This window comes from Qaidamihabitans albus (assembly GCF_016464705.1).
Taxonomy (GTDB): domain Bacteria; phylum Actinomycetota; class Actinomycetes; order Mycobacteriales; family Pseudonocardiaceae; genus Qaidamihabitans; species Qaidamihabitans albus.
Genome location: NZ_JAEHOB010000007.1, coordinates 47,596 through 71,127, shown reverse-complemented (window position 1 = coordinate 71,127; position 23,532 = coordinate 47,596). Strand labels below are relative to the sequence as shown.

20 protein-coding genes are annotated in these 23,532 nt (G+C 70.5%); 11 read left to right on the top strand and 9 right to left on the bottom strand.

Annotation, left to right across the window (positions count from 1 at the left end; translation table 11 throughout):
• Window positions 1-64 precede the first annotated feature (64 nt).
• Window positions 65-721, top strand: a complete 657-nt coding sequence (locus tag JAP66_RS15520; protein ID WP_199432449.1) for a sigma-70 family RNA polymerase sigma factor — start codon at window positions 65-67, stop codon at window positions 719-721.
• Complete coding sequence (gene rsrA, locus JAP66_RS15515; protein ID WP_199432448.1) at window positions 718-1,044, top strand: mycothiol system anti-sigma-R factor; 327 nt, start codon at window positions 718-720, stop codon at window positions 1,042-1,044. Before JAP66_RS15520 ends, rsrA begins: the two co-directional genes overlap by 4 nt.
• 102 nt (window positions 1,045-1,146) lie before the next feature.
• On the opposite strand, the gene JAP66_RS33205 is transcribed toward rsrA, so the two are convergent.
• A complete protein-coding gene (locus JAP66_RS33205) occupies window positions 1,147-1,221 on the bottom strand; it encodes a 50S ribosomal protein bL37 (protein ID WP_372448980.1) in 75 nt (24 codons plus the stop codon).
• A 113-nt stretch (window positions 1,222-1,334) separates the two neighbouring features.
• Here JAP66_RS33205 and JAP66_RS15510 point away from each other — a divergent pair, with 113 nt between their 5' ends.
• A complete protein-coding gene (locus tag JAP66_RS15510; protein WP_199432447.1) occupies window positions 1,335-2,858 on the top strand; it encodes a sensor histidine kinase in 1,524 nt (507 codons plus the stop codon).
• Window positions 2,859-2,978: 120 nt separating this feature from the next.
• Here JAP66_RS15510 and JAP66_RS15505 read toward each other — a convergent pair whose 3' ends face one another.
• Complete coding sequence (locus JAP66_RS15505; protein ID WP_199432446.1) at window positions 2,979-3,233, bottom strand: WhiB family transcriptional regulator; 255 nt, start codon at window positions 3,231-3,233, stop codon at window positions 2,979-2,981.
• Window positions 3,234-3,523: 290 nt separating this feature from the next.
• The gene (locus JAP66_RS15500; protein WP_199432445.1) at window positions 3,524-4,450 is read right to left on the bottom strand and encodes a diacylglycerol/lipid kinase family protein; all 927 of its coding nucleotides are present in this window, start codon (window positions 4,448-4,450) and stop codon (window positions 3,524-3,526) included.
• 332 nt (window positions 4,451-4,782) lie between these two features.
• On the opposite strand from JAP66_RS15500, the gene JAP66_RS15495 reads away from it, so the two are divergent.
• On the top strand, window positions 4,783-5,262 hold the full coding sequence (locus JAP66_RS15495) for an NUDIX hydrolase (RefSeq protein WP_199432444.1): 480 nt from the start codon (window positions 4,783-4,785) through the stop codon (window positions 5,260-5,262).
• Between the two features lie 34 nt (window positions 5,263-5,296).
• Here JAP66_RS15495 and JAP66_RS15490 read toward each other — a convergent pair whose 3' ends face one another.
• Together JAP66_RS15490 and JAP66_RS15485 are read right to left on the bottom strand one after the other, a co-directional pair.
• Window positions 5,297-5,770 (bottom strand): GNAT family N-acetyltransferase, encoded by a 474-nt coding sequence (locus tag JAP66_RS15490; protein WP_199432443.1) that lies wholly within the window; start codon window positions 5,768-5,770, stop codon window positions 5,297-5,299.
• Window positions 5,767-6,366 (bottom strand): acid phosphatase, encoded by a 600-nt coding sequence (locus JAP66_RS15485; RefSeq protein ID WP_199432442.1) that lies wholly within the window; start codon window positions 6,364-6,366, stop codon window positions 5,767-5,769. The genes JAP66_RS15490 and JAP66_RS15485 overlap by 4 nt, the downstream gene beginning before the upstream one ends.
• A 57-nt stretch (window positions 6,367-6,423) precedes the next feature.
• On the opposite strand from JAP66_RS15485, the gene JAP66_RS15480 reads away from it, so the two are divergent.
• Complete coding sequence (locus JAP66_RS15480) at window positions 6,424-6,900, top strand: hotdog fold domain-containing protein (RefSeq protein ID WP_199432441.1); 477 nt, start codon at window positions 6,424-6,426, stop codon at window positions 6,898-6,900.
• A 97-nt stretch (window positions 6,901-6,997) separates the two neighbouring features.
• The gene (locus JAP66_RS15475; protein ID WP_199432680.1) at window positions 6,998-8,605 is read left to right on the top strand and encodes a GMC oxidoreductase; all 1,608 of its coding nucleotides are present in this window, start codon (window positions 6,998-7,000) and stop codon (window positions 8,603-8,605) included.
• A gap of 16 nt (window positions 8,606-8,621) precedes the next feature.
• Here JAP66_RS15475 and JAP66_RS15470 read toward each other — a convergent pair whose 3' ends face one another.
• The gene (locus JAP66_RS15470) at window positions 8,622-9,218 is read right to left on the bottom strand and encodes a dTDP-4-dehydrorhamnose 3,5-epimerase family protein (RefSeq protein WP_199432440.1); all 597 of its coding nucleotides are present in this window, start codon (window positions 9,216-9,218) and stop codon (window positions 8,622-8,624) included.
• Between the two features lie 365 nt (window positions 9,219-9,583).
• Between JAP66_RS15470 and JAP66_RS15465 the strand changes: the two genes are divergently transcribed.
• Window positions 9,584-10,771 (top strand): NAD(P)-dependent malic enzyme, encoded by a 1,188-nt coding sequence (locus tag JAP66_RS15465; RefSeq protein WP_199432679.1) that lies wholly within the window; start codon window positions 9,584-9,586, stop codon window positions 10,769-10,771.
• A 49-nt stretch (window positions 10,772-10,820) separates the two neighbouring features.
• On the opposite strand, the gene JAP66_RS15460 is transcribed toward JAP66_RS15465, so the two are convergent.
• Window positions 10,821-12,281, bottom strand: a complete 1,461-nt coding sequence (locus JAP66_RS15460) for a bis-aminopropyl spermidine synthase family protein (protein ID WP_199432439.1) — start codon at window positions 12,279-12,281, stop codon at window positions 10,821-10,823.
• 91 nt (window positions 12,282-12,372) lie between these two features.
• On the opposite strand from JAP66_RS15460, the gene JAP66_RS15455 reads away from it, so the two are divergent.
• Genes JAP66_RS15455 through JAP66_RS15440 form a run of 4 tightly spaced genes read left to right on the top strand, consistent with a single transcriptional unit; the run spans window position 12,373 to window position 15,768 of the window.
• Entirely contained in the window at window positions 12,373-13,470 is a 1,098-nt protein-coding gene (locus JAP66_RS15455) for an ABC transporter ATP-binding protein (protein WP_199432438.1), read from the top strand.
• On the top strand, window positions 13,467-14,156 hold the full coding sequence (locus JAP66_RS15450; protein WP_199432437.1) for an ABC transporter permease: 690 nt from the start codon (window positions 13,467-13,469) through the stop codon (window positions 14,154-14,156). The genes JAP66_RS15455 and JAP66_RS15450 overlap by 4 nt, the downstream gene beginning before the upstream one ends.
• Entirely contained in the window at window positions 14,153-14,863 is a 711-nt protein-coding gene (locus JAP66_RS15445; protein ID WP_199432436.1) for an ABC transporter permease, read from the top strand. Before JAP66_RS15450 ends, JAP66_RS15445 begins: the two co-directional genes overlap by 4 nt.
• 23 nt (window positions 14,864-14,886) lie before the next feature.
• The gene (locus tag JAP66_RS15440) at window positions 14,887-15,768 is read left to right on the top strand and encodes an ABC transporter substrate-binding protein (RefSeq protein ID WP_372448979.1); all 882 of its coding nucleotides are present in this window, start codon (window positions 14,887-14,889) and stop codon (window positions 15,766-15,768) included.
• Between the two features lie 48 nt (window positions 15,769-15,816).
• Here the strand turns inward: JAP66_RS15440 and JAP66_RS15435 are convergent, their stop codons facing one another.
• Together JAP66_RS15435 and JAP66_RS15430 are read right to left on the bottom strand one after the other, a co-directional pair.
• A complete protein-coding gene (locus JAP66_RS15435) occupies window positions 15,817-19,560 on the bottom strand; it encodes a multifunctional oxoglutarate decarboxylase/oxoglutarate dehydrogenase thiamine pyrophosphate-binding subunit/dihydrolipoyllysine-residue succinyltransferase subunit (RefSeq protein ID WP_199432435.1) in 3,744 nt (1,247 codons plus the stop codon).
• A 156-nt stretch (window positions 19,561-19,716) separates the two neighbouring features.
• The gene (locus JAP66_RS15430; RefSeq protein ID WP_372448974.1) at window positions 19,717-23,493 is read right to left on the bottom strand and encodes an ABC transporter ATP-binding protein; all 3,777 of its coding nucleotides are present in this window, start codon (window positions 23,491-23,493) and stop codon (window positions 19,717-19,719) included.
• Window positions 23,494-23,532: the final 39 nt, after the last annotated feature.

The following is a 23,532-nucleotide window of genomic DNA, read 5'->3' as shown; positions in this document are numbered from 1 at the left end:
ATATGCGCACCCGGCCACGGGTAAGCCGAGCCGGAGCGCCGGCGCCGATCGGGAAGGGAACGGTTTGCCGAGCACGCAGAACTCCGCGGACTCCACGGCCACGGAGGCCGACGCCGCGACCGAGAACGAGCAGACGGACGCGGAGCGGGCCGAGCGCTTCGAGCGGGACGCCATGCCGCTGCTGGACCAGCTCTACTCGGCCGCGATGCGGATGACCCGCAACCCGGCCGACGCCGAGGATCTCGTGCAGGAGACGTATCTCAAGGCGTACGCGGCGTTCGCCTCCTTCAAGAAGGGCACGAACCTCAAGGCCTGGATGTACCGCATCCTGACCAACACCTACATCAACGGCTACCGCAAGCGACAGCGGCAGCCCCTCCAGCAACCGACCGAAGAGATCACCGACTGGCAGATCGCCCAGGCGGAGAGCCACACCTCCAGCGGGCTGCGCTCCGCCGAGGTCGAGGCGATGGACAACCTGCCGGACAACGACGTCAAGGCGGCGCTGCAGCGGCTGCCGGAGGAGTTCCGGCTCGCGGTCTACCTCGCCGATGTCGAAGGTTTCGCCTACAAGGAAATCGCTGAGATCATGGATACACCCATCGGCACGGTGATGTCGCGGCTGCACCGTGGCCGATCCCAGCTGCGCAGTCTGCTCGCCGACGTCGCCAGGGAGCGGGGATTCATTCGTTCTGCCGAGCAGGAGGTGGCAGGTCGATGAGCGCACACGGCGAATCCGGCAAGGACGGCAAGGTCCACTGCGAAGAGGCGCTCGCGGAGATCTACCTGCTGCTCGACAAGGAGTGCAGTCCCGAGCGCGACGCGGAGCTGCGCAAGCACATCGAGGACTGCCCGCCGTGCCTCGAGGAGTACGGCATCGACGAGCAGCTCAAGCAGCTGCTGGCACGCAAGTGCGGTGGTGAGCACGCTCCGGCCGACCTCAAGAGCAGGCTCCGGGCGTCGATCCGCAAGACGGTCGCGGAGCGCGGCGGGCTGCGCGTCGAGCAGACCGACATCCGGGTCGAGCGACAGGTCACCGACTGAGCGTCCTGCTGTATCGGGATGCCACTGCGATGGCGCGGCCCCGGCACCCTTTTGGGTACCGGGGCCGCGGCACATCGACGCCCCTGCGTCGAACAGACAGGTTCAGGCGTTGGGCTTCTTGCCGTGGTTCGCGCTGTTCTTCTTGCGCGCGCGACGCTTCCGGGCTCGCTTGGACATCGGTCACTCCTCGTACGTCTACATGCTCCTGCGCGCTAGTGTGTCACGAGGGCTGACCGTCGTCCGTCGGGAGGGGCATCGGCAATGACCGGAAACGTGGTGGTCGGGTAGCGATGTCCACACTCGCCGATCTGCTCGCCGACAACACCGGCCTGTCCGGCGAAGCGGCCGATCACCTGCAGACCGTGGTCGCCGAGTGGCAGCTTCTCGCGGACCTGTCGTTCGCGGACTTCCTGCTGTGGGTACCGGTGGATGAGGGCGACTTCGTCTGCGTGGCGCAGGCGCGGCCGACGACGGCCCCGACCGCGCACCCGGAGGACGTCGTCGGGACCCGCTTCACGGTGGCGGAGCATCCGCAGCTGGCCAGGGCGATCCGCGAGGTCCGCATCTGCCGCGAGGAGGACCCGCACTGGTACCGCGACCTGCCGATGCGCAGGGAGGCCGTTCCGGTGAAGTTCGGCGACACGGTGATCGCGGTGCTGAGCCGCGAGACCAACCTCGCCGCGCCGCGGGTGCCGAGCCCGCTGGAGATCGCCTACCTCGGCAGCGCCGCGGACCTGTGTCAGATGGTCGCCGACGGCACGTTCCCCAGCCCCGACGCCAACACCGATGTGCACACCAGTCCCCGTGTCGGTGACGGCCTGATCCGCCTCGACCAGACCGGCACGGTGGTCTTCGCGAGCCCCAACGGCCTTTCCGCCTACCACCGGATGGGACACGAGTCCGATCTTCTGGGCACGCGGCTCGCGCCGCTGACGCGGTCGCTGATCCGGGACCCGTTCGACGCCACCGAGGTCTCCCACCGCATCCTGGATGCGCTCGACGGCAAGCCGGGCAGCCGCACGGAGGTCGACTCGCGCCGCGGCGCGGTGGTCCTCTTCCGCGCGCTGCCGCTGCGCCCCGCCAACCGGGCGACCGGTGCGCTGGTCCTGGTGCGCGATGTCACGGAGGTCAAGCGCCGCGACCGCGCGCTGCTGTCGAAGGACGCCACGATCCGGGAGATCCACCACCGGGTGAAGAACAACCTGCAGACCGTGGCGGCGTTGCTGCGGCTGCAGTCCCGGCGCACACCGAGCCAGGAGGCGCGGCAGGCGCTCAGCGAGTCCGTCCGCCGCGTCTCGTCGATCGCGATGGTGCACGAGGCGCTGTCGATGTCCGTGGACGAGCGCGTCGACCTGGACAAGCTGCTCGACAACGTGCTGCCGATGGTGGGCGAGGTGGCGACCGCCGAGGCGCAGGTGACGCTGTCCCGCACCGGCTCGTTCGGCGTGGTGGTGGCCGAGATCGCGACACCACTTGTGATGGTGGTGGCCGAGCTGGTGCAGAACGCGGTGGGACACGCCTTCTCGGGCGGTGGTCCCGGCAAGGTCGAGATCATCGTCGAGCGCTCGGCGCGCTGGCTCGACGTGCTCGTGCGCGACGACGGAAAGGGCCTGCCCCCGGGGTTCTCGCTCGAACGCGCGGACGGCCTCGGACTGCAGATCGCCAGGACGCTGGTGGAGTCGGAACTGCGCGGCTCGCTGTCACTGCGCGCGCTGCGCGAGGACGGCACGACCCTCGACGGTGCCGCGGGCGGAACCCGGCGCGTCGCGGGAACCGAGGCGGCCCTGCGCCTCCCGCTCAGCCGCCGCCTCTGAAACAACCCTGAACGTTTCGAGGGCCGGCACCCGAATCGGGTGCCGGCCCTCGCAAAACCTTTCGCCGCGCGAAGTGGAACCTCGCCGAGCGAAAGTTTGCTATCTGATTCTTCAGTACGTTCAGGCGTTGCTTCGCGTGCCGATCTGCGCACGGCGACGCTTGAGAGCGCGCCGCTCGTCCTCGCTCATACCGCCCCAGACGCCGGCGTCCTGTCCACTGGCCAGTGCCCAGGCCAGGCAGTCGGACGCGACGGTGCAACGGTGGCACACGGCCTTCGCCGCGGTGATCTGCGAGAGTGCCGGCCCGCTGGTTCCCACGGGGAAGAACAGTTCCGGGTCCTCGTCTCGGCAGGCCGCGCGGTGGCGCCAGTCCATTTCTCTGAGCTCCTCGATAAGGGCGCGGTGCTCCGCGCCACAGTCGTCATGGCGGTCGTTATTTGGGGTGCTTGTGAATGCTTTCACGAAGCACCGAGTTCGACAAGGGTTTTCCGGAGATCGGTGAGTCAGCTCACCCGGCCGAGCTACGCGTCTGACCTGCGAATATGAGCCGAGAACCCGCTTCGCCGGCAACAAACGATGCGGCGAACGGAGGCTCTCCGTCGATGAGCGGCAACTCTGAGTTTGCCCCGCACGATCATCCGGGTGTCCCCGGTCGCCGTGATCGCTCAGACCGCGACGGTGAGCGCGCGGGGCACGCTCCGGAACTCCACCCGGGTCCGCTGCCCGACCAGATCCCCATCCACCTGGAAGTTTACCGGTTCTTCGGCGACGATGCGGATGATCGGCAGATCGTCGTGCCGGAGCAGGTTCCGGCCGCGATGCCTGCTCCGCGTCCGCAGCGCCTGCCGCAGATGCCGCAGCACGCTCGGCAGCGCCAGGCCGCGCAACGCGAACAGGCCGAGCCCGGTGTCGAAGGAGCTCTGCGTGTTGAGATGGATCGGGCGGTTGCCCAGATAGCTCCAGGGGTCTGTGTTCGAGACGAACGCCGTACGCACTTCCGCCGGCTGCTCGCCGGGCACCTGGACGGTCAGCGCGGGCCGGCCGAGCGGGGGACGCAGGTAGCAGGCCACCGCCGTCCGCAGGTACAGGGAAGGGCCCGTGCGCTTGCCGCGGCGGCGGTCGACGCCGGAAACCACGTCGGCGTCCCAGCCGAGACCGGCGTTGAACGTGAACCACCGCTCGCCTGCCAGCCCGAGTCCCACCTGCCTGCTGCGCCGTTCCTCGACGGCGTGCAGCAGCCGGTGGGTGGCCTCGACCGGGTCACGTGGCAGCCCGAGCGCGCGGGCGAACACGTTAGCCGAACCGCCGGGCACGACACCGAGCATCGGCACCTGGCCGTACCCGCCCGGGCGGCCGCCGGTGTCCGCCAGCAGCCCGTTGACGACCTCGTTCACGGTGCCGTCGCCGCCGTGCGCGACGACGAGGTCGATGTCGTCCCTGGCCGCCGCGCGGGCGACCGCACTGGCGTGCCCGCGATAGTCGGTCTCGACGACGTCCAGCTTCACCTGGCTGGCCAGGGCGTGCGCCAGCACGTCACGGCCACCGGGGGTGGTGGCGGTGGCTTGCGGGTTCACGACGAGGACTGCTCGCACCACTGCAGACTAAGTGACCGGAGGGCCCGTGCGGCCCGATCGGCCGGACAACCTCCTGCGAACCTCGTCACCGTGCTCGCGCGGCTCTGGCGCGCCTTCCGCGACTTCGATCCCTGTGCCGGCTGCCCTCCGTTTCCGAAACGACAGTGCTCTGACCGACCGCCGTGACAAGTGCACCCGGGCCGACCGCCCGCTCATCGACGACTGCACCAGCATCTTGACCCGCTGGGCGGCCGGCCGAAAACGGCCGACCGGGTGGCATACCATCGAAGGCGTTCACACACGGTCACCTGACTCCGGCCGTGTCCCGGTCCTCGGAAAGGGCAGTACGCGTGTCGCTCGCCGACAGGTTCTCCCCGGCGCCGCGCGAGGTGCGCCTCGCGGGTGCGCTCACCGCGCTGCCCGGGTTCGCGATGGTGGCGATCGGCGTGGTCATCGCGCTGGAGTCGGGCGGTGCGCCCGAGCAGCCGGGCAACAACATCTACGCCGAGGTCGCGTACTACGTGCTGCTCGGTCTCGGCGTGCTGGCCTGCGCCGCGGGTCTGGTGCTCGGCAAGACCTGGGCGCGCTCGCCCGGTGTCGTCCTCGGCCTGCTGCTCGTCGGCATCGGCTGGTACGCCACCGGGCCGTCGTCCCAGCCGGGCATCGGCATCCCGACGCTGGCCGCGGGCGCGCTCGTGGTGGTGCTGCTCTTCCGCAGGGCGTCCCGCGCGTGGGTGCTGGGCCAGCTCGAGGGCGAGACCGAGGAGGAGGCCGCGCGGCGGGGCGGGGCCGAGGGCCGCGCCGCCCGTCGCGAGCGGCCCGAGGAGTGAGCGTCTCGGGCAGTGGTGCCGGCTGCTGGGGTTCTCAGCTCCCGGCCAGCGCCCGCAGCGGCTCGTCGGTGAGGCGGAAGACGGTCCACTCGTCCATCGGCACCGCGCCGATGGACTTGTAGAACCCGATGGCGGGGGCGTTCCAGTCGAGCACCCACCACTCCAGGCGGGCGTAGCCGCGGCGTACGCATTCCTCGGCGAGGGCGGCCAGCAGCGCCCTGCCGAGCCCCGACCCGCGCCGGTCCGGGCGGACGTAGAGGTCCTCGAGGTAGATGCCGTGCACGCCGCGCCAGGTCGAGAAGTTGAGGAACCACAGCGCGCAGCCGACAACCTCGCCGTCCGCCTCGGCGACGTGCCCGAACAGGGCCGGATGCTCACCGAACAGGGCGGCGCGGAGCTGCGCCGCGGTCAGGTGGCACTCGTTCGGCGCCCTCTCGTACTCGGCGAGCTCGTGCACCAGCCCGACGACGGCGTCGACGTCGGACTCTCGGACGCGGCGGACGGTCACGGGGCCTCCTGGCTCGGCGGGATGTTGAGATGGTCGATCCGCGGTTCACCGCGCTCGTCACCGAGCACGGTGAGGCCGGCCGGGCCGAGCTTGAAGTGGACGCCGGCGGTGACATCCAGGCCGAGCCAGCGGGCGACCAGGACCCGGCTGAAGTGCCCGTGGCCGACCAGGACAACGTCCGCGTGTGCGAGGGTCTGCCGCACCCGGGGCAGCAGCGTGTCGGCTCGTGCGGCCACCTGCGCGGCGCTCTCCCCGCCCGGCACCGCGTGGGACCAGACCGTCCAGCCCGGGACGGTCTCCCGGATCCGGTCGGTGGTCAGGCCCTCGTAGTCGCCGTAGTCCCATTCGGCGAGCTCCTCGGTCTTCTCGTCGATGCGAAGGCCGGCCAGCTCCGCGGTGCGCAGCGCACGCTCCCGCGGACTGCTCAGCACCAGCGGGACCGAGCGCTGGTCGCGCATGTGGGCGTAGGTGCGGCCCGCCGCACGTGCCTGGTCCTCGCCCGCCGCGGTGAGCGGCAGGTCGGTGCGGCCGGTGTGCCTGCCGGTGGCCGACCATTCCGTCTCGCCGTGCCGGAGTAGGTAGAGCGCGTGATCCACGTTTGCGAATATAGCTGGCCGTCTGACAGGCTACTGGTTGGTAACTTAGGAGGCGTGATGGCCACGAGCCCGACTTACGCGATGTGGACCCGGCTGGCAGGCAAACCCGGTGGGCGGCGGCTGTTCTCGGCCGCGCTCTGCCTGCGGGTGCCCTACTTCCGCACGGTGCTGCCGCACGTACGCGACATGCGGCCTGGCTACTGCGAGGTCAGCGCGCCCAAGTGGTGGGGTGTGCGCAACCACATCGGCACCTTCCACGCCATTGCCGCGTGCAACCTGGCCGAGCTGGCCATGGGCATGCTCGCCGAGGCGACCGTGCCCGCGACGCACCGCTGGCTGCCCAAGGGCATGACCACGGCCTACGTCGCGAAGGCGGAGACCGGCCTTACCGCCGTGGCGGAACTGGCCGAGTTGCCCGAGTTCGGTGAAGGGGGCACCGAGCTGGACGTCCCGGTCACCGTCTCGGACAAGCACGGAAAACCCGTGGTGACCGCCACGATCACGATCTGGGTCACCCGCAAGCCGCGGGCGTAGGGCCGCGGCGCCACGGCTGCGCCGGACGAGTGGAATTAACGCCGTTAACCGAGCGACTGCTTGCTCGTTCCGTGCGCGAACGTGAACGATGTTCACCATGCCTTTCCCGCTCTCCCGCCGGAGATTCCTCGGCCTGGCCGCGCTGAACTCCGCCGCGGCACTCGGCGTCACGACGATCTCCACGGCGAGCGCCTCGGCCGCCCGCTCCCCGGACTACTCGCCAGCCGTCGTGATCGGCACCGGGTACGGGGCCGCGGTCACGGCACTGCGGCTGGGGGAGGCGGGCATTCCCACGCTCATGCTGGAGATGGGGCAGCTGTGGGACACACCGGCGAGCGATGGCCGGGTCTATACCGACATGCTCGCCCCCGACCGCCGTTCGATGTGGCTCAAGGAGCGCACCGAGATGCCGCTGTCGCGGTTTCTCTGGGTGGACATCAACCGGGACATCGAGCGCTACGCGGGCGTGCTCGACCGCATCAACTACGACGCCATGTCCGTCTACGTGGGCCGGGGCGTCGGCGGCGGCTCGCTGGTCAACGGCGCGATGGCGGTCACCCCGAGACGGTCCTACTTCGAGGAGCTCCTGCCCGGGGTGGACGCCGACGAGATGTACGGCACCTACTTCCCGCGGGCCAACGCGGCACTCGGGGTGAACCACATCGACAGCGCGTGGTTCGAGACGTGCGAGGCGTACAAGTTCGCGCGCGTGTCGCGCAGACACGCGCACAACGCCGGGCTCGGCACCACGTTCGTGCCGAGCGTCTACGACTTCGGCTACATGGAGCGCGAGGAGGCGGGCGAGGTGCCGCGCTCGGCGCTGGCCTCCGAGGTGATCTACGGCAACAACCACGGCAAGCGCTCGCTGGACAAGACGTATCTGCCCGCGGCACTGGGCACCGGCAACGTCACGATCGAGGCGTTGCGCGAGGTCCGCGCGATCCACCGGCAGCCCGGCGGCGGGTACGTGCTCACGGTGCGCGAGCTCGGCACCGACGGCACGGTGCTCGCCACCCGCGAGATAGCCACGAGGCATCTGTTCCTGGGTGCCGGCAGCATCGGCTCCACCGAACTGCTGCTGCGGGCGCGGGAGACCGGCGCGCTGTCCGGGCTCGGTGAGGAGATCGGGCAGGGCTGGGGCACGAACGGCAACGTCATGCTCGGGCGCGCCAACCACATCTGGGACACCACCGGTGCGATCCAGTCCGGGATGCCGGCACTGGGCATCGACGCATGGGACGGCCGCGAGCAGCCGGTGTTCGCCGAGGTCGCACCGGTGCCCGCCGGTACGGAGACCTGGCTGAGCCTGTATCTGGCGATCACCAGGAACTCGGAGCGCGGCCACTTCACCTACGACGCCGCGAGCGACTCCGCCCGGCTGCGGTGGGCGGCGGATCAGGGCCAGCCCTCGATCGACGCCGCGAAGACGTTGTTCGACGAGATCAACCGGGTGAACGGCACGATTTACCGGTCCGATCTCTTCGGCGGCACCCGGGTGTTCGAGAACAGGTTCACCTACCATCCGCTCGGCGGGCTGCCGCTGGGCGAGGTCACCGACCTGTACGGCCGGGTCCGCGGGTACCCGGACCTCTACGTCACCGACGGCTCGCTCATTCCCGGCAGCACCGGCGTCAACCCGTTCGTGACGATCACCGCGCTCGCCGAGCGCAACATCGAACGCGTGCTCGCCGAGGACCTCGCCTGACCCGCGGAGTTGCCGGTCAGCGAAGCTTGTCGTAGTACGCCAGGCAATCGTCGTAGGTGGGGAGCAGTCCGGCGCGCTCGGCCTCGGAGAGCGTGGGCGCTGCGGAGTCCTTTTCGGACAGGATCGGGTCGATGTCGGCGGGCCAGGGCAGGCCCAGCGCGGGGTCCAGCGGGTTGATGCCGTGCTCGCCGGCCGGGTTGTAGCCCGTCGAGCACAGGTAGGCCATCGCCGTGTCGTCCTCCAGCGCCATGAAAGCGTGGCCGAGGCCCTCGGCGAGGTAGACCGAGCGGAACCCGGTGCTGTCCAGCAGGACGGCGTCCCACTCGCCGAAGGTCGGGGAGCCGACGCGGACGTCCACGGTCACGTCGAGCAGCGCGCCTCGCGGGCAGTAGACGTACTTCGCCTGCCCGGGTGGCGTGTCCGCGAAATGCACGCCGCGAATGGTGCCCCGGCGCGACACGCTGTGGTTGGACTGCGCGACAGTCAGCCGGTGCCCGACCGCCTCGACGAACGCGGCCTCCTGGAACGGAGCGACGAAAGCGCCGCGGTGGTCGGGGAAGACGCGGGGGACGAACTCGTAGGCGTCCCGTACGGCCAGCTCGCGCACGTTCATGGACCAAGCCTAACGACACCTTTCCAAGCCGGACGGTCGTCTTGCTACTACCTCTTCTGACCTGCGCAAAGTCCGTCGTATCTGTGATCTCAACCGCACCTGGGCGGCAGTACCCGGGACCGGCCTGTCACACTGTGGGAACCGCCGCGTCCGCGGCCGTAGCCCCACCATGGGCTTCGACGGACGCCTCGCCGACTACTCGCCGCTACCGCGACGCTCGGTCGTGCTGGAGGAGCCCCCATGCAGTACGGGCGCCGCGCCGGCGCCTCTTCTTTCAGCTGTTGGAGATTGACGTGTCCCAAGCTCAGGTAGCGAGCCCGGTGTCAGACGCTGAGGTCATGCCCGAACCGATGACAGGAAGAGCCATGAACGACCAGGCCAGGTCCGACACCGCCGCTGAAGTGAGCGACGAGGAGATCTTCACCGGGCACGAGGGCGGCAAGCTCTCCGTGACCGCGAACGCCCCCATCTCGCACGCACGGGACCTGTCCATCGCCTACACGCCCGGCGTGGCGAAGGTGAGCCGCGCCATCGCGGAGGATGCCGCCCTCGCCGAGCGGTACACGTGGGCGGACCGGCTGGTCGCCGTGGTCAGCGACGGCACCGCCGTGCTCGGCCTCGGCGACATCGGTGCGAGCGCGTCGCTGCCGGTGATGGAGGGCAAGTCGGTGCTATTCAAGAGCTTCGCCGGGCTGAACTCGATTCCGCTCGTGCTCGACACCACCGACGTCGACGAGATCGTCGAGACGCTGGTGCGGCTGCGCCCGTCGTTCGGCGCGGTGAACCTCGAGGACATCTCGGCGCCGCGCTGCTTCGAGCTGGAGGACAAGGTCAAGCAGGCGCTCGACTGCCCGGTGATGCACGACGACCAGCACGGCACCGCCATCGTGGTGCTCGCGGCGCTGCGTGGCGCGAACATGGTGCTGGACCGGGCGGTGGCCGACCAGCGGGTGGTGATCTCCGGCGCGGGGGCCGCCGGGGTCGCCTGTGCCAGGATCCTGCAGGCCGCCGGGGCCGGTGACGTGACCGTGCTCGACTCGAAGGGCATCATCCACCCGGGCCGCGCAGGGTTGAACCCGATCAAGGAGGAGCTCGCCGGGACGACGAACAAGAGCGGCCTGCGCGGTGGCCTCGCCGAGGCCATCAACGGCGCGGACGTGTTCATCGGCCTTTCGAGCGCCACGATCGAGGAGGACCTGCTGGCCACGATGGCCGACGACTCGATCGTGTTCGCGCTGTCGAACCCGGACCCCGAAGTGCACCCGGACGTCGCGGCGCGGTACGCGTCGGTCGTGGCCACCGGGCGCAGCGACTTCCCGAACCAGATCAACAACGTGCTCGCGTTCCCCGGGGTCTTCCGCGGAGCCCTGGACGCCGGTGCGCGGGCGATCACCGAGAACATGAAGCTCGCCGCGGCGGACGCGATCGCCTCGGTGGCCGCCGACAACCTCGCCGCCGACCACATCGTGCCGAGCCCGCTCGACTCCCGGGTCGCACCCGAGGTGGCCGCCGCCGTCGCGAAGGCCGCCGCGGCCGACGGCGTGACCAAGTAGCAGCGCACCGCTCGTGAGTGTGAAACCGAGTTCTAACGCGGTTTCACACTCACGAGCGGGCCAGCAGGTGCCGTAGTTCGACCAGGCGATGCCGGGGCAGGTCCACCAGCCGGTGGTCCGCGATGTCGTGTGTCTCGCTCCCGCCGCCTCCGGCCGCCCGCACCGTGTTGCCGAGCCTGCCGTGTGCGCGGCTCCACACCGCGTGCACGGCAGGCGGCACCTCGTGCGCCGGCACCGCGTCGGCGACCACCACGGCGTGGTGGTCGTCCGGTGTGCTGCGCAGCAGCCGGAGCCGGTACTTGTCGCCGACGAGTTCGGTCAGCGCGGCCTGCGCCCGCGCGTTGCCGAGGTCGGGATGTGCGTTCGGGACCAGCAGCGCCACCCGCTCGGCGTTCACGGCGAGAAGTGCCCGCGGCAGCCACGGCCCCGGATCGCCGGTGAGATCCATCGCCACGGCCGTACCTTCGGCCGGCGTGATCGGCTTCGTCCAGTCCGGGCCACGCAGGTCCACGGTGCGGCCGCCCTCGGCGGCGTGCGCGGTGAGCGCGTCGAGGAGTCTCGCCGGGGTCTGTCCCGACTCCACCGACCGTGGCCCGTGCGAGTAGATGGCGGGCCGGGGCTTGCCCCTGCCCTTCTTGCGATTCCGCGGCGTCGGCTGGCACACGTACAGGTCGGCCGCGCTGCCGATGGCCTGCGCGCCGCGATAGCGGTGGAAGTCCGGCAGGATCGCCTCGAACGTGAGGCCGAGCGCGAGCAGCTCCCGCTGCACCTGCTGCCCGAGCGAGGGATGCCGCGAGCTGTAGCCGTAGGCGAGCACCAGTCGTCCCCTCGGCGGGTCCGCCAGGCAGTCGACGCCGTGCCCGGCGAACAGCGCCATGCCCTCCGGGGTGTACGGCGGGTCGCTGAACACCACGTCCGCACTCCCGGCCACGGCGAGTGGCAGCCCGAACCGCAGGTCCGCGTACACGGTCCGGATCGTGCGGCCGCTGAGCCGGTCGAGGTACTCCAGCACCCGGTCATCGACGTCAAGGACGGTGAGCTCGGCCTCCGGGCGCAGCGCGCGCACGGCGAGTGAGGTGAGGTCGTGGTCACCGACGAACACAAGTCGCGCGGTGCGCAGGTCGTACTGCTCGTCCAGCCATCGCGCACGCCGTAGCACCGTCTCCGGGGTCGCCTGCACGTGATCCAGCGCGGGCAGCGGCGGCGGCACCTCGTCGATGTGCCTGCTCAGCTCGGCCAGCAGGTCCGGGTGCGACGGCGGGAGGTCACCGGTCACGCGGGGCGGGGCGTAGCGGCCTGCGGCGGCAGGGCGGATCCGCACTGCCGTGCCGCCGCGTTCCAGATCGTCGCCGAGTGCGGCGAGCAGCTCCTCGACGCTGCGCCGGGGCGCCGCCGTCTCGCGTACCAACGCGTCGAACTCCTGCCAGCCCTCGGCGAGCAGGGCGAGCGCGTGGCGCAACGGCCGTACGTGTGCGCCGTGCCCGGCGAGGACGGTATCGGGTGTGCTCACGACCCGAGCGTAGATCGTCCGGGCCCGTGCCTTCGCGGGCGATCTCGGCTACGGTCGGGCGGGCTGTCCGTCCGAACAGGGGAGCGCGCGTATGGGAATCGAGTTCCGCGGCGTTACGAAGAAGTACCCGGACGGCACTGTCGCCGTCGACGACCTCAGTCTCACTGTGGAGGACGGCACCATCACCGTCCTCGTCGGTCCGTCCGGCTGCGGCAAGACGACCTCGCTGCGCATGATCAACCGGATGATCGAGCCGACGGCGGGCACGGTGCTGCTCGACGGCCAGGATATCCGCGAGTCCGATCCGGCGGTGCTGCGGCGGGGGATCGGGTACGTCATCCAGCACGCCGGCCTCTTTCCACATCGGACGGTTCTGGGCAATGTCGCCACCGTGCCGCTGCTGTCCGGCTGGGACCGCAGGAAGGCGCGGCAGCGGGCCGCCGAGCTGCTGGAGACCGTCGGGTTGCCTGCCGAGCTGGGCAGGCGCTATCCCGCTCAGCTTTCCGGCGGGCAGCAGCAACGGGTCGGTGTCGCCCGCGCGCTCGCCGCCGACGCGCCGGTGCTGCTGATGGACGAACCGTTCTCCGCGGTCGATCCCGTGGTGCGCCAGGGGCTTCAGGACGAGCTGCTGCGGTTGCAGGCGCGGCTGGGCAAGACGATCGTGTTCGTGACGCACGACATCGACGAGGCCATCCGGCTCGGCGACAAGGTGGCGGTGCTGCGGGTCGGCGGCAGGCTCGCCCAGTACGGCACCCCCGCGGACGTGCTGCGCCATCCCGTCGACGACTTCGTCGCGGGGTTCGTCGGCAAGGACCGCGGTTACCGCGGGCTGTCGTTCCTCTCCGCCGAAGGGGTACGCGTCGAGGACGTACCGACGATCCGGGTCGGCAGCGCGCCGGACGTCGTGGAGCCGCACTGGCGGCTCGCGGTGAACGACGAGGGCGAGCCGCGCGGCTGGCTCCCTCCGGACTCCACTGTGGATGGGGAGCTGGCGGAGAGCGACCTCGTCGCCGGTGGTTCCCTCTACCGGCAGGGAGATCCGATTCGGGGTGCGCTCGACGCGGCGCTGTCCTCGCCCGCGGGGCTGGGCGTGGTCGTCGACGAAGGCGGCAAGGCGATCGGCGTGGTCACCGCTCATCAGGTGCTCGACGTCATCGAGGGCCATCCCGAGGGCGTGGGTGGCGCATGACGTTCCTCGACGAGCTGTCCCGCTTCCTCGGCAGCGAGAACGTCCGGGCACAGATCCTGGCGAACCTGCTGGACCACTGCTACCTCGCCCTGCTGCCGCTCGTGTTCGGCGCCGTGCTGGCGATCGCGGCCGGGTGGCTGGGCCGCGGCCGTCGCCGGGTCCGCGGTGTTCTCTTCGTGCTGTCCAATCTGCTCTACACGATCCCGTCACTGGCGCTGTTCATGGTGATTCCCGGCATCATCGGGACGAAGTTCACCAGCAGTGCCAACGTGGTTGTCGGGTTGACCGTCTACACCACGGCACTGCTGGTCCGCCCGGTGCTCGATGCGCTGGACGCGGTGCCGCCGCACGTGGTCGCGTCGGCCACCGCACTCGGTTACCGCCCCGCCAGGCGCTTCTTCGCCGTGGAGCTGCCGCTGGCGGTGCCGGTGCTCGCGGCCGGCGTGCGGGTGGCCTCGGTGAGCAATATCAGCCTGGTCAGCGTGGGCGCGCTCATCGGCACCGGTGGTCTCGGCGTGCTGTTCACCGACGGCTTCCAGCGGGTCTACTTCGCGCCGATCGTCGTCGGCATCGTGCTGACGCTGCTGCTCGCACTCGTGGTCGACCTGCTGCTCGTGGCACTGCGCAGGTCGCTCACACCATGGGATCGCGCGGCACCGGGTAAGGCGGAGGTGAGCGCGGCATGATCCCCGAGCTCGTCGACTGGGTGTCCGATCCCGCGAACTGGCAGGGAACGGACGGGGTGCCCGCCAGGGTTCTCCAGCACGCCGGGTACGTCGCGCTCGCGCTGCTGATCGCGGCGGCGATCGCGGTGCCGCTCGGCCTGTTCGTCGGGCACACCCGGCGCGGCGCGGTAGTGCTCGTCGGCTCCGGCAACGCGATCCGCGCGCTGCCGACACTCGGTCTGGTGACCTTCCTGTTCCTGCTGTTCACCGACAGCTTCGTGGCGGCGCTCATCGGTCTGGTGGTGCTGGGGGTCCCGCCGATCCTGGCCGGTACCTATGCCGGTATCCAGGCCGTCGACCACGACGTCGTCGACGCGGCCGAGGGCATGGGCATGCGCGGCGGGCAGCGGCTGTGGCGGATCGAGGTGCCCATCGCGTTGCCGCTCATCCTCGGTGGCGTGCGCAACGCCGTGCTGCAACTGGTCGCCACCGCCGCGGTCGCCGCCTACGTGGGGCTGGGCGGACTGGGCCGGTACCTGTTCGACGGCCTGGCCAACTTCGACTACGGCGAGGTGACGGCCGGGGCGATCCTCACCGCCCTGCTCGCCGTCATCCTGGATCTCGTGATCGCGGCCGTCCAGCGCGCGCTGGTGCCCAAGGGGGTCCGGATCGCCACCGCGGGCAGGCGGGCTGCGGGCCCCGCGGCGACGGAGGAGGTGGTCGCGTGAGGTGGCGTCGCGTGCGGTCGCGCCTGCTCGCACTGCTGGCCGGGATCGGCCTGCTGGCCGCCGCGTGCGGCAATCCGATGGAGGGCGGTGCGGGGCGCGGGGAGATCGTCATCGGCGCCTCGGACGTAGGGGAGACGCTGTTGCTCGCCCAGATCTACGCCGGGGCACTGCGCAACGCCGGCTCGGAGAACGTGAGCGTGCATCCGCCGGTCGGCGGCCGTGAGGTCGTGGTGGAGGCGCTGCGGGACCGCTCGCTCTCGCTGGTGCCGGACTACAGCGGCAACCTGCTGCGCTACTTCGACGAGAACACCGAGGCAACCACGTCACAGGAGGTCTACACCGAGCTGCGCCGCGCGCTGCCCGCCGGGTTCGAGGTGCTCGACCAGGCGCCCGCCGAGGACACCGACGTGCTCGTGGTCCGCCGGGATCTCGCGAACCAGGGCGTGCGTACCATCTCCGACCTCGCACCGCTGTGCGGTGATCTCGTCTTCGGCGGGCCGGGCCAGTGGGCCGACCGGTGGCGGGAGAAGATCAAGGAGCTGTACGGCTGCGAGTTCAAGCAGATCACGGTGACCGATACGGGTGGTCCCGTGACCGTGGCCGCCCTGCGCTCGGGCGACATCCAGGTGGCTGACCTGTTCAGCACGTCGGCCACGATCGAGAACAACGGTTTCGTCCCACTGGAGGACGACAAGTCCATGTTCCCCGCACAGAACATCGTGCCGCTCGCGGCGAGGGGTGCGCTGTCCGAACGCGAGAAGCAGGCGCTGAACGAGGTTTCCGCGGTGCTGACGACAGAGAAGCTGACCCGGCTCAACGTCGAGTTCTCCGAGGAGAAACGGCATCCGCTGGACATCGCGGAGGACTTCCTGCGGGAGAACGGCCTGGCCCGGGGTCGTGAGTGAGGAGCCGAGTTCTAACTCGCGTGCGCACTCACGACCCCGGCGGGCCTGCTATTCGAAGGCCTTCGCGATGAGGGCCTTCTGCTCCACCTCGTGCACCTTCGACGAACCCGCCGACGGCGCGGCCATCGGCCGGCGGGCGAACACCTGCAGGCCGGAGCACACCTCCGGAAGCTTGCGCGGCAGGTTCAGCCCGAAGAACGGCCACGCGCCCTGGTTCTCCGGCTCCTCCTGGACCCAGGCCACGGCCTTCGCGTTCGAGTACCGCTCGATCGCGGCCGCGAGCTTCTTCTTCGGCAGCGGGTAGTACTGCTCGACGCGCACGATCGCGATGTCCTCGATCTCCTGCTTGGCGCGCTCGGCCACCATCTCCCAGTAGAGCTTCCCGGAGGTGAGCAGCACCTTGCGGACCTTGGCTGGGTCGATCGTCTCGTCGTCGATGACGGAGAGGAACTTCGACTGGTCGGTGAAGTCCTCCACCGACGACGTCGCGGCCTTGTTCCGCAGCATCGACTTGGGGGTGAACACGATCAGCGGCCGGTTGACGCCGTCGAGGGCGTGCCTGCGCAGCAGGTGGAAGTAGTTCGCCGGGGTGGAGGGCACCGCCACGGTCATCGAACCCTCCGCGCACAGCTGCAGGAAGCGCTCGATCCGGCCGGAGGTGTGGTCCGGCCCCTGGCCCTCGTGCCCGTGCGGCAGCAGCAGCACGACGTCGGAGAGCTGTCCCCACTTGGCCTCGCCGGAGGAGATGTACTCGTCGATGACGGTCTGCGCGCCGTTGACGAAGTCGCCGAACTGCGCCTCCCACATCACCAGCGCGTCCGAGTTGGCCACCGAGTAGCCGTACTCGAAGCCCACGGCCGCGTACTCGGACAGCGCCGAGTCGTAGATCATCACGCGGCCCTGGTTCTCGGACAGGTGCTGCAGTGGCGAGTACTCCTGGCCGCTCTTGCGGTCGATGACCACCGAGTGCCGCTGGGTGAACGTGCCCCGCCGGGAATCCTGCCCGGACAGCCGCACGAGCCTGCCCTCGCAGGCCAGCGAGCCGAACGCGAGCAGCTCGCCGAACGCCCAGTCGATGTTGCCCTCGCGGGCCATCTTCGCCCGCCGCTCCAGGACGGGCTTGACCCGTGGGTGCGGGTTGAAGCCCTCGGGCAGGTTGACGAAGGCGTCGCCGATGTGCTCGATGAGGCTGCGGGGAACCGCCGTCGGCACCTTGGCCGGCACCTGCTGCTCCTCCTCGACCGAAGGGCTCGGCGCGATCGGGTGCTTCTCCAGCTCGCGGACCTCGTTGAACACGTGCTCCAGCTGGCTGGAGAAGTCCCGCAGCGCCGCCTCGGCCTCGTCCACCGAGATGTCCCCGCGGCCGATCAGCGACTCGGTGTAGGTCTTGCGGACGCTGCGCTTGGCGTCGATGATGTCGTACATCCCGGGCTGGGTCATCGAGGGGTCGTCACCCTCGTTGTGGCCGCGCCGCCGGTAGCAGATCATGTCGATCACGACGTCCTTGTTGAACGCCTGCCGGTAGTCCACGGCCAGCCGCGCCACCCAGTACGCGGCCTCGGGGTCGTCGCCGTTCACGTGGAAGATCGGCGCGCCGATCATCTTCGCGACGTCGGTGGCGTACTGCGACGAGCGGGCGTGCTCGGGTGCGGTCGTGAAGCCGACCTGGTTGTTGATGATGACGTGCACGGTGCCGCCGGTGCGGTAGCCGCGCAGCAGCGCGAGGTTCAGCGTCTCGGCGACCACGCCCTGGCCTGCGAACGCGGCGTCGCCGTGCAGCAGCACCGGCAGCACGGTGAAGCCGCCGGAATCGCGGTCGCCCTTGTCGAGGATGTCCTGCTTGGCGCGCACGATCCCCTCGAGCACCGGGTCCACGGTCTCCAGGTGCGAGGGGTTGGCGGTCAGCGACACCTTCGTCTCGCCGTCGCCGAACATCCGGAAGTACTTGCCCTCGGCGCCGAGGTGGTACTTCACGTCACCGGAGCCGTGCGCCTGGCCAGGGTCGAGGTTGCCCTCGAACTCCTGGAAGATCTGCGAGATCGGCTTGCCGACGATGTTGGCGAGCACGTTGAGCCGCCCGCGGTGCGGCATGCCCACGACGACCTCGTCGAGCTCGTGCTCCGCGGCCTTGTCGAGCACGGTGTCCAGCAGCGGGATCACCGTCTCACCGCCTTCGAGCGAGAACCGCTTCTGCCCGACGTACTTCGTCTGCAGGAACGTCTCGAACGCCTCGGAGGCGTTGAGCTTGGACAGCACGTACTTCTGCACGGCCGGGTCCGGCTTCTCGTGCGGGATCTCCACGCGGTCCTGGATCCAGCGGCGCTCGTCGGGGTCGAGGATGTGCGTGTACTCGACGCCGACCGTCCGGCAGTAGGAGTCCCGCAGCACACCGAGCACGTCGCGCAGCTTCATCCGCTGCTGCCCGGCGAACCCGCCGACGGCGAAGTCGCGGTCGAGGTCCCACAGGGTCAGCCCGTGGGACAGGATGTCCAGGTCCTCGTGCCGCCGCTGCCGGTAGTTCAGCGGGTCGGTGTCGGCCATGAGGTGGCCGCGCATCCGGTAGGCGTCGATCAGCTCCAGCACGCGGGCGGTCTTGTCGATCTCGCCCTCGGGGATGTCCTCGACCCACCGCACCGGCTCGTACGGCAGCCGCAGCGAGGTGAAGATGTCGTCGTAGAAGCCGTCCCCGCCGAGCAGCAGCTCGTGGATGCGCTTGAGGAACTCGCCCGACTCCGCGCCCTGGATGATGCGGTGGTCGTAGGTCGAGGTCAGCGTCATGATCTTGCTGACGCCCAGCTTGACCAGCGTCTGCTCGCTGGTGCCCTCGAACGCGGCCGGGTACTGCATCGCGCCGACGCCGATGATGGCGCCCTGACCCGACTGCAGGCGGGGCACCGAGTGGTTGGTGCCGATGCCGCCCGGGTTGGTCAGCGAGATCGTGGTTCCGGCGAAGTCGTCCGCGGTGAGCTTGTTGTTGCGCGCCTTCTTGACGATGTCCTCGTAGGCCTGCCAGAACTGGAGGAACGTCATGTTCTCCGTGTTCTTGATGGAGGCCACGACCAGCGTGCGCTGGTCCTCCTTGACCTTCATGTCGATCGCGAGGCCGAGGTTGATGTGCTCGGGCGTGACCGCGTGCGCCTTGCCGTCGACCAGTTCGTAGTGCCGGTTGAGGTTCGGGAAGTCGTGCAGCGCGCGGACCATCGCGTACCCGATGAGGTGGGTGAACGAGATCTTCCCGCCGCGGGTGCGCTTGAGGTGGTTGTTGATCACGATGCGGTTGTCGGCCATCAGCTTCGCCGGCACCGCGCGCACGCTGGTGGCCGTCGGCACGCTCAGCGAGGCGTCCATGTTCTTCGCGATCGCCGCGGCGGCGCCGCGCAGCGGCTTGCGCTCGGGCTCGTCGGCCTTGGCGGGTGCCTGCTTCGCGGGGGCGGGCTTCGCCTGCTCGCCCTTGGGCTGCTGGTCCCTGGCGGCCTGCTTCTCCTTGGCGGCCGGCTTCGCCTCGGCCTTCGGCGCGACCTTCGGCGTCTGCTGTGTCTGCTGTGCCTGCTGCTTCGGCTCGTCCCGGGCCGGAGCCTGCTGGGTCTTCGGGGCGGGGCGCTGCCCGTTGGGCGACGGCGTGCTCTCGGCGGTATCCGGCTTCTGTTGCGCTGCCTGCGTGGGCTTGAAGTCGGCAAAGAAGTCATGCCATGCGGCGTCTACTGAGGAGGGGTCGGCGAGGAACTGGTCGTACATCTCCTCGACGAGCCATTCGTTGGGGCCGAACTGTGACGCAGGGCTGCTGCTGGACACGGCTTGGACTCGCCTCTATCCGTCTCGATCTGTGTTGTCCGATTACGCGCCTTCCAGGCTAACCCCCTCGCGTGGCGGCCCGGCAGCGAACTGGGTCAACTGCTGGACCGATGCTTTGGTATTTGTCACTGAACCGGTCCAGTGATCGATGCCGTGCTACTGCTGCCGCCAGAGAGCGGCGTACTGACCACCCGCTGCGAGCAGTTCCGCGTGCGTGCCCTGCTCGACGACCCGGCCGTGGTCCAGCACCGCGATCCGGTCGGCGCGGGCCGCGGTCGCCAGCCGGTGGGCCACCACGAACGTCGTCCGCCGCTGGGTGAGCCGGTCGGCCGCCCGCAGGACCGTCGCCTCGGTCGCCGGGTCCAGCGCGGCCGTGGCCTCGTCGAGCAGGAGCACGTCCGGGTCCACCAGCTGGGCCCGCGCGAGCGCGACCAGCTGCCGCTGTCCGGCCGACAGCGACCGGCCCCGCTCGCCGACCGGCTGATGGAAGCCCGACGGCAGCGCCGCCACACCCTCCAGCGCGCCGACCGCCCGTACCGCCGCCTCGACCTCGGCGTCGGTGGCCGACGGGCGACCGTAACGCACATTGTCGGCCACCGTGCCGGTGAACAGATGTGCCTCCTGCGGTACGACGCCCAGCCGGGCGCGCAGGCCCGCGAGGTCGTAGTCGCGCACGTCCACGCCGTCGACGCGCAAGGTGCCGCGAGTGGCGTCGTAGAACCGGGCCACGAGCTTCACCACGGTGGACTTTCCGGCTCCGGTGGCGCCGACGAGCGCGACGGTGGTCCCCGCGGGCACTCGCATGGACACCTCGCGCAGCGCGAGCGTGTCCGTGCCGGAGTAGCCGAAGTCGACACCGTCCAGCTCGACGTCACCGCGCAGCCGCCGCGGCACGGGCACCGGCCGGTCCGGCTGCGGCACCGACGTCGGGGTGCGCAGCAGGTCGCCGATCCGGCGCAGGCCCACCTTCGCCTGCTGGTAGGCGTCGAAGACGGAAGACAGCTGCTGCACCGGCGAGAAGAACAGTCCGAGGTAGAGCATGAACGCGAGCAGCACGCCGGGAGACAGCGTGCCCGCCGCCACCCGGTTCGCGCCCACGACCAGCACGATCGCCTCGGCGACACCGGAGAGGAGCGTGATGAACGGGAAGTAGGTGGCGACGTAGCGCTGCGCGCGCAGGCGGGTACGCCGGTAGGCGTCGCTGCGCGAGGCGAACGCCTGCGCGGAGCGCTCCTCGCGCGTGTAGGCCTGCGCGACCCGCAGCCCCGAGACGTTCTCCTGCATGTCGGCGTTCACGGCGCTGACCTGTTCCCGAGCCTCGGTGTAGGCGGCCGAGGAGAGCCTGCGGAAGATCGCGGTCGCCACGATGAGCACGGGCAGCACCGCCAGCGCGTAGAGCGCCAGGCCGAGGTCGGTGATGAACAGCGCGCCGCCGATGCCGGCGATGGTGAGCACGCTGACGACGGCGGTCGCCAGGCCGGTCTGCAGGAACGTGGACAGCGCGTCCACGTCGGTGGTCATCCGGGTCATGATCCGGCCGGAGAGCTCGCGCTCGTAGTAGTCGAGGCCGAGCCGTTGCAGGTGCGCGTAGCTGCGCACCCGCAGCAGGTAGAGCACGGACTCGCCGGTCCGCGCGGTGAGCCGGGTCTGCACCGCGATGACCAGCCAGTCGATCATGATCACGAGCACTCCGACGGCCGCCACCAGCAGGACGACGGACTCCGCGCCCGTGCGCACGCCGTCGTCGACGCCGCGCTGGTACAGGGCGGGCACGGCGACGGTCGCGAGCGCGTCGACGGCCACCAGCGCGACCACCGCGGCGAGCAGGCCGCGCACCGGGCGCAGCAGCCTGCCGAGGCGGAACCGCGGGTCGGGTGCCGTCGGGTCGGTGTCGCCGAGCTGCGGCGATCTCGCGGGCGGCAGTGCCCGAACCCGTTGGAGCAGTTCGGGTGTCGGCGGCAGGTTCAGGGACGCCCGCCCGCCGCCGTCACCGCCACCGGCCGGGGCCGAGCGGTGCGCCGCCGACTCCGCCAGCTCGCCCACCTCGTCCTGCTCGCCCGGCTCCGGCCACAGCTGCGGGGTGATCCCGGAGGCGTCGCGGGTGAACGTGTCGTGCCGCCGGACATGCTCGACGTCCTCGCCCGGCCCGGACACCAGGTCACGGAACAGGGCGCAGCGCTCGTGCAGCTCCTCGGCCGTGCCGACGTCGACGACCTTGCCCGCGTCGAGCACGGCGATCCGGTCGGCGAGGTCGAGCGTGGAGCGCCGGTGCGCGATCAGGATCGTCGTCCGTGCCCGGGTGACCGCGCGCAGCGTGTCGTGGATCGCCGCCTCGGTCACCGTGTCCACGGCCGACGTGGCGTCGTCCAGCAGCAGCAGGCGCGGGTCGGTCAGCAGGGCCCTGGCCAGCCCGATCCGCTGCCGTTGCCCGCCGGAAAGCGTCAGCCCGCGCTCGCCGACCAGCGTGTCGTAGCCGTCCGGCAGCTCGGTGATGAACTCGTGCGCCTCGGCGGCCCTCGCGGCGGCGACGATCTCCTCGTCGCTCGCGTCGGGTCGGCCGTAGGCGATGTTGTCGCGGACCGAAGAGGAGAACAGGAAAGCCTCCTCGAACACCACGCCGATCGCGCGCCTGAGATCGGCGAGGCGCACCTCACGGATGTCCGGGGCGTCACCCGGCGGTCCGATGTGGATGGAACCCTCGTGCGGGTCGTAGAAGCGGGGCAGTAACAGCGAGATGGTGGACTTGCCCGATCCGGCCGTGCCGACGAGGGCGAGCGTCTCGCCTGCCCGCGCGTGCAGCGACAGGCCGTCGAGCACCGGCTCCGAGCGGGTGTAGCCGAACCGCACGCCGTCCAGCCGGACCTCCAGCGGGCCTTCTGGCAGCGGCCGCGCGTCCGGGTGCTCGCGCACCTCGGGCTGGGCGTCGATGAGCTCGTGCACGCGCTCGGCACCGGCGCGAGTGAGCTGCGCCTGCACCACAAGGCTCGCCAGCATGCGGGCGGGACCGATCAGCGCGGAGACGTAGGTGGCGAACGCGAGGAAGGTGCCAAGGCTGATGTCACCGCGCAGCGCCAGCAGGCCACCCGCCGCGAGCACGGCGACCTGTCCCGCCGCGGGCAGCGCCGACGTGGTCGCTGTCGGCACGGCCGACAGGCGCGCCGCGCGCAGCCGCTCGGCGTACAGCTTCCTGGCGGTGGCGGAGAGTTTGCCGACCTCGCGCTGCTCCTGGCCGAAGCCCTTGACCACGCGCACGCCGGTGACGGTCTCCTCGACCTGCTGCGCGACGTCGGCCGCGCGCTGCTGGGCGGCCCACGTGGCAGGGAACAGCCTGCGCCTGCTGACCGCGACCACGATCGCCACGGCCGGTGCCACCACCAGGGCGATGAGCGTGAGCAACGGCGACATCCACAGCATCGCGCCGAGCGCGAGCACCGCGAAGATCACCGAACCGGCCGAGAGCGGGACCTGCATCAGGATGCCGGTGACGAGCTGCAGGTCGGTGATCGCGCGGGAGACGACCTGGCCGGTGCGCAGCGAGTCCTGCTTGCCGCCGTCGAGCCGGGAGACCGCGCCGAAAACGGCGCGCCGCAGGTCGTGCTGCACGTCGAGGGCGAGGCGCCCGCCGAGGTAGCGGCGGGCGAACGCGCTGCCGAAGGTCAGCACCTGCAGCCCGATCAGGGCCGCGGCCAGCCCGCCGAGGCGGGCCGTCTCACCGGCGACCGCGTCGTCCACCGCGACCCGCACCAGCAGCGGGCTCGCCGCCTGCAAGCCGACGCCGACGACGGCGGCGCCGAGGGCGAGCAGCACGAGCCGTGGGTGCTGCCAGCACGCGGCGGCCAACCTGCGGATCCACCCTGCCCGCGCCTGCCCGGGATCCCGGGCCAGGTTCTGTTCGGGGGCACGGTCGCGGCTTCGGGCGGGAGCGGTGGTCACGTCCCCAGGCTATGGTCGTGAGTGGCTACGCGAGTTCTA

What these genes read in the sequence shown, in the direction of transcription:
- JAP66_RS15475 (WP_199432680.1), top strand. Translation starts at nt 6,998, where the DNA reads ATGCCTTTCCCGCTCTCCCGCCGGAGATTCCTCGGCCTGGCCGCGCTG.
- JAP66_RS15470 (WP_199432440.1), bottom strand. Translation starts at nt 9,218, where the DNA reads ATGAACGTGCGCGAGCTGGCCGTACGGGACGCCTACGAGTTCGTCCCC.
- JAP66_RS15450 (WP_199432437.1), top strand. Translation starts at nt 13,467, where the DNA reads ATGACGTTCCTCGACGAGCTGTCCCGCTTCCTCGGCAGCGAGAACGTC.
- JAP66_RS15455 (WP_199432438.1), top strand. Translation starts at nt 12,373, where the DNA reads ATGGGAATCGAGTTCCGCGGCGTTACGAAGAAGTACCCGGACGGCACT.
- JAP66_RS15505 (WP_199432446.1), bottom strand. Translation starts at nt 3,233, where the DNA reads ATGGACTGGCGCCACCGCGCGGCCTGCCGAGACGAGGACCCGGAACTG.
- JAP66_RS15510 (WP_199432447.1), top strand. Translation starts at nt 1,335, where the DNA reads ATGTCCACACTCGCCGATCTGCTCGCCGACAACACCGGCCTGTCCGGC.
- rsrA (WP_199432448.1), top strand. Translation starts at nt 718, where the DNA reads ATGAGCGCACACGGCGAATCCGGCAAGGACGGCAAGGTCCACTGCGAA.
- JAP66_RS15445 (WP_199432436.1), top strand. Translation starts at nt 14,153, where the DNA reads ATGATCCCCGAGCTCGTCGACTGGGTGTCCGATCCCGCGAACTGGCAG.
- JAP66_RS15465 (WP_199432679.1), top strand. Translation starts at nt 9,584, where the DNA reads ATGAACGACCAGGCCAGGTCCGACACCGCCGCTGAAGTGAGCGACGAG.
- JAP66_RS15480 (WP_199432441.1), top strand. Translation starts at nt 6,424, where the DNA reads ATGGCCACGAGCCCGACTTACGCGATGTGGACCCGGCTGGCAGGCAAA.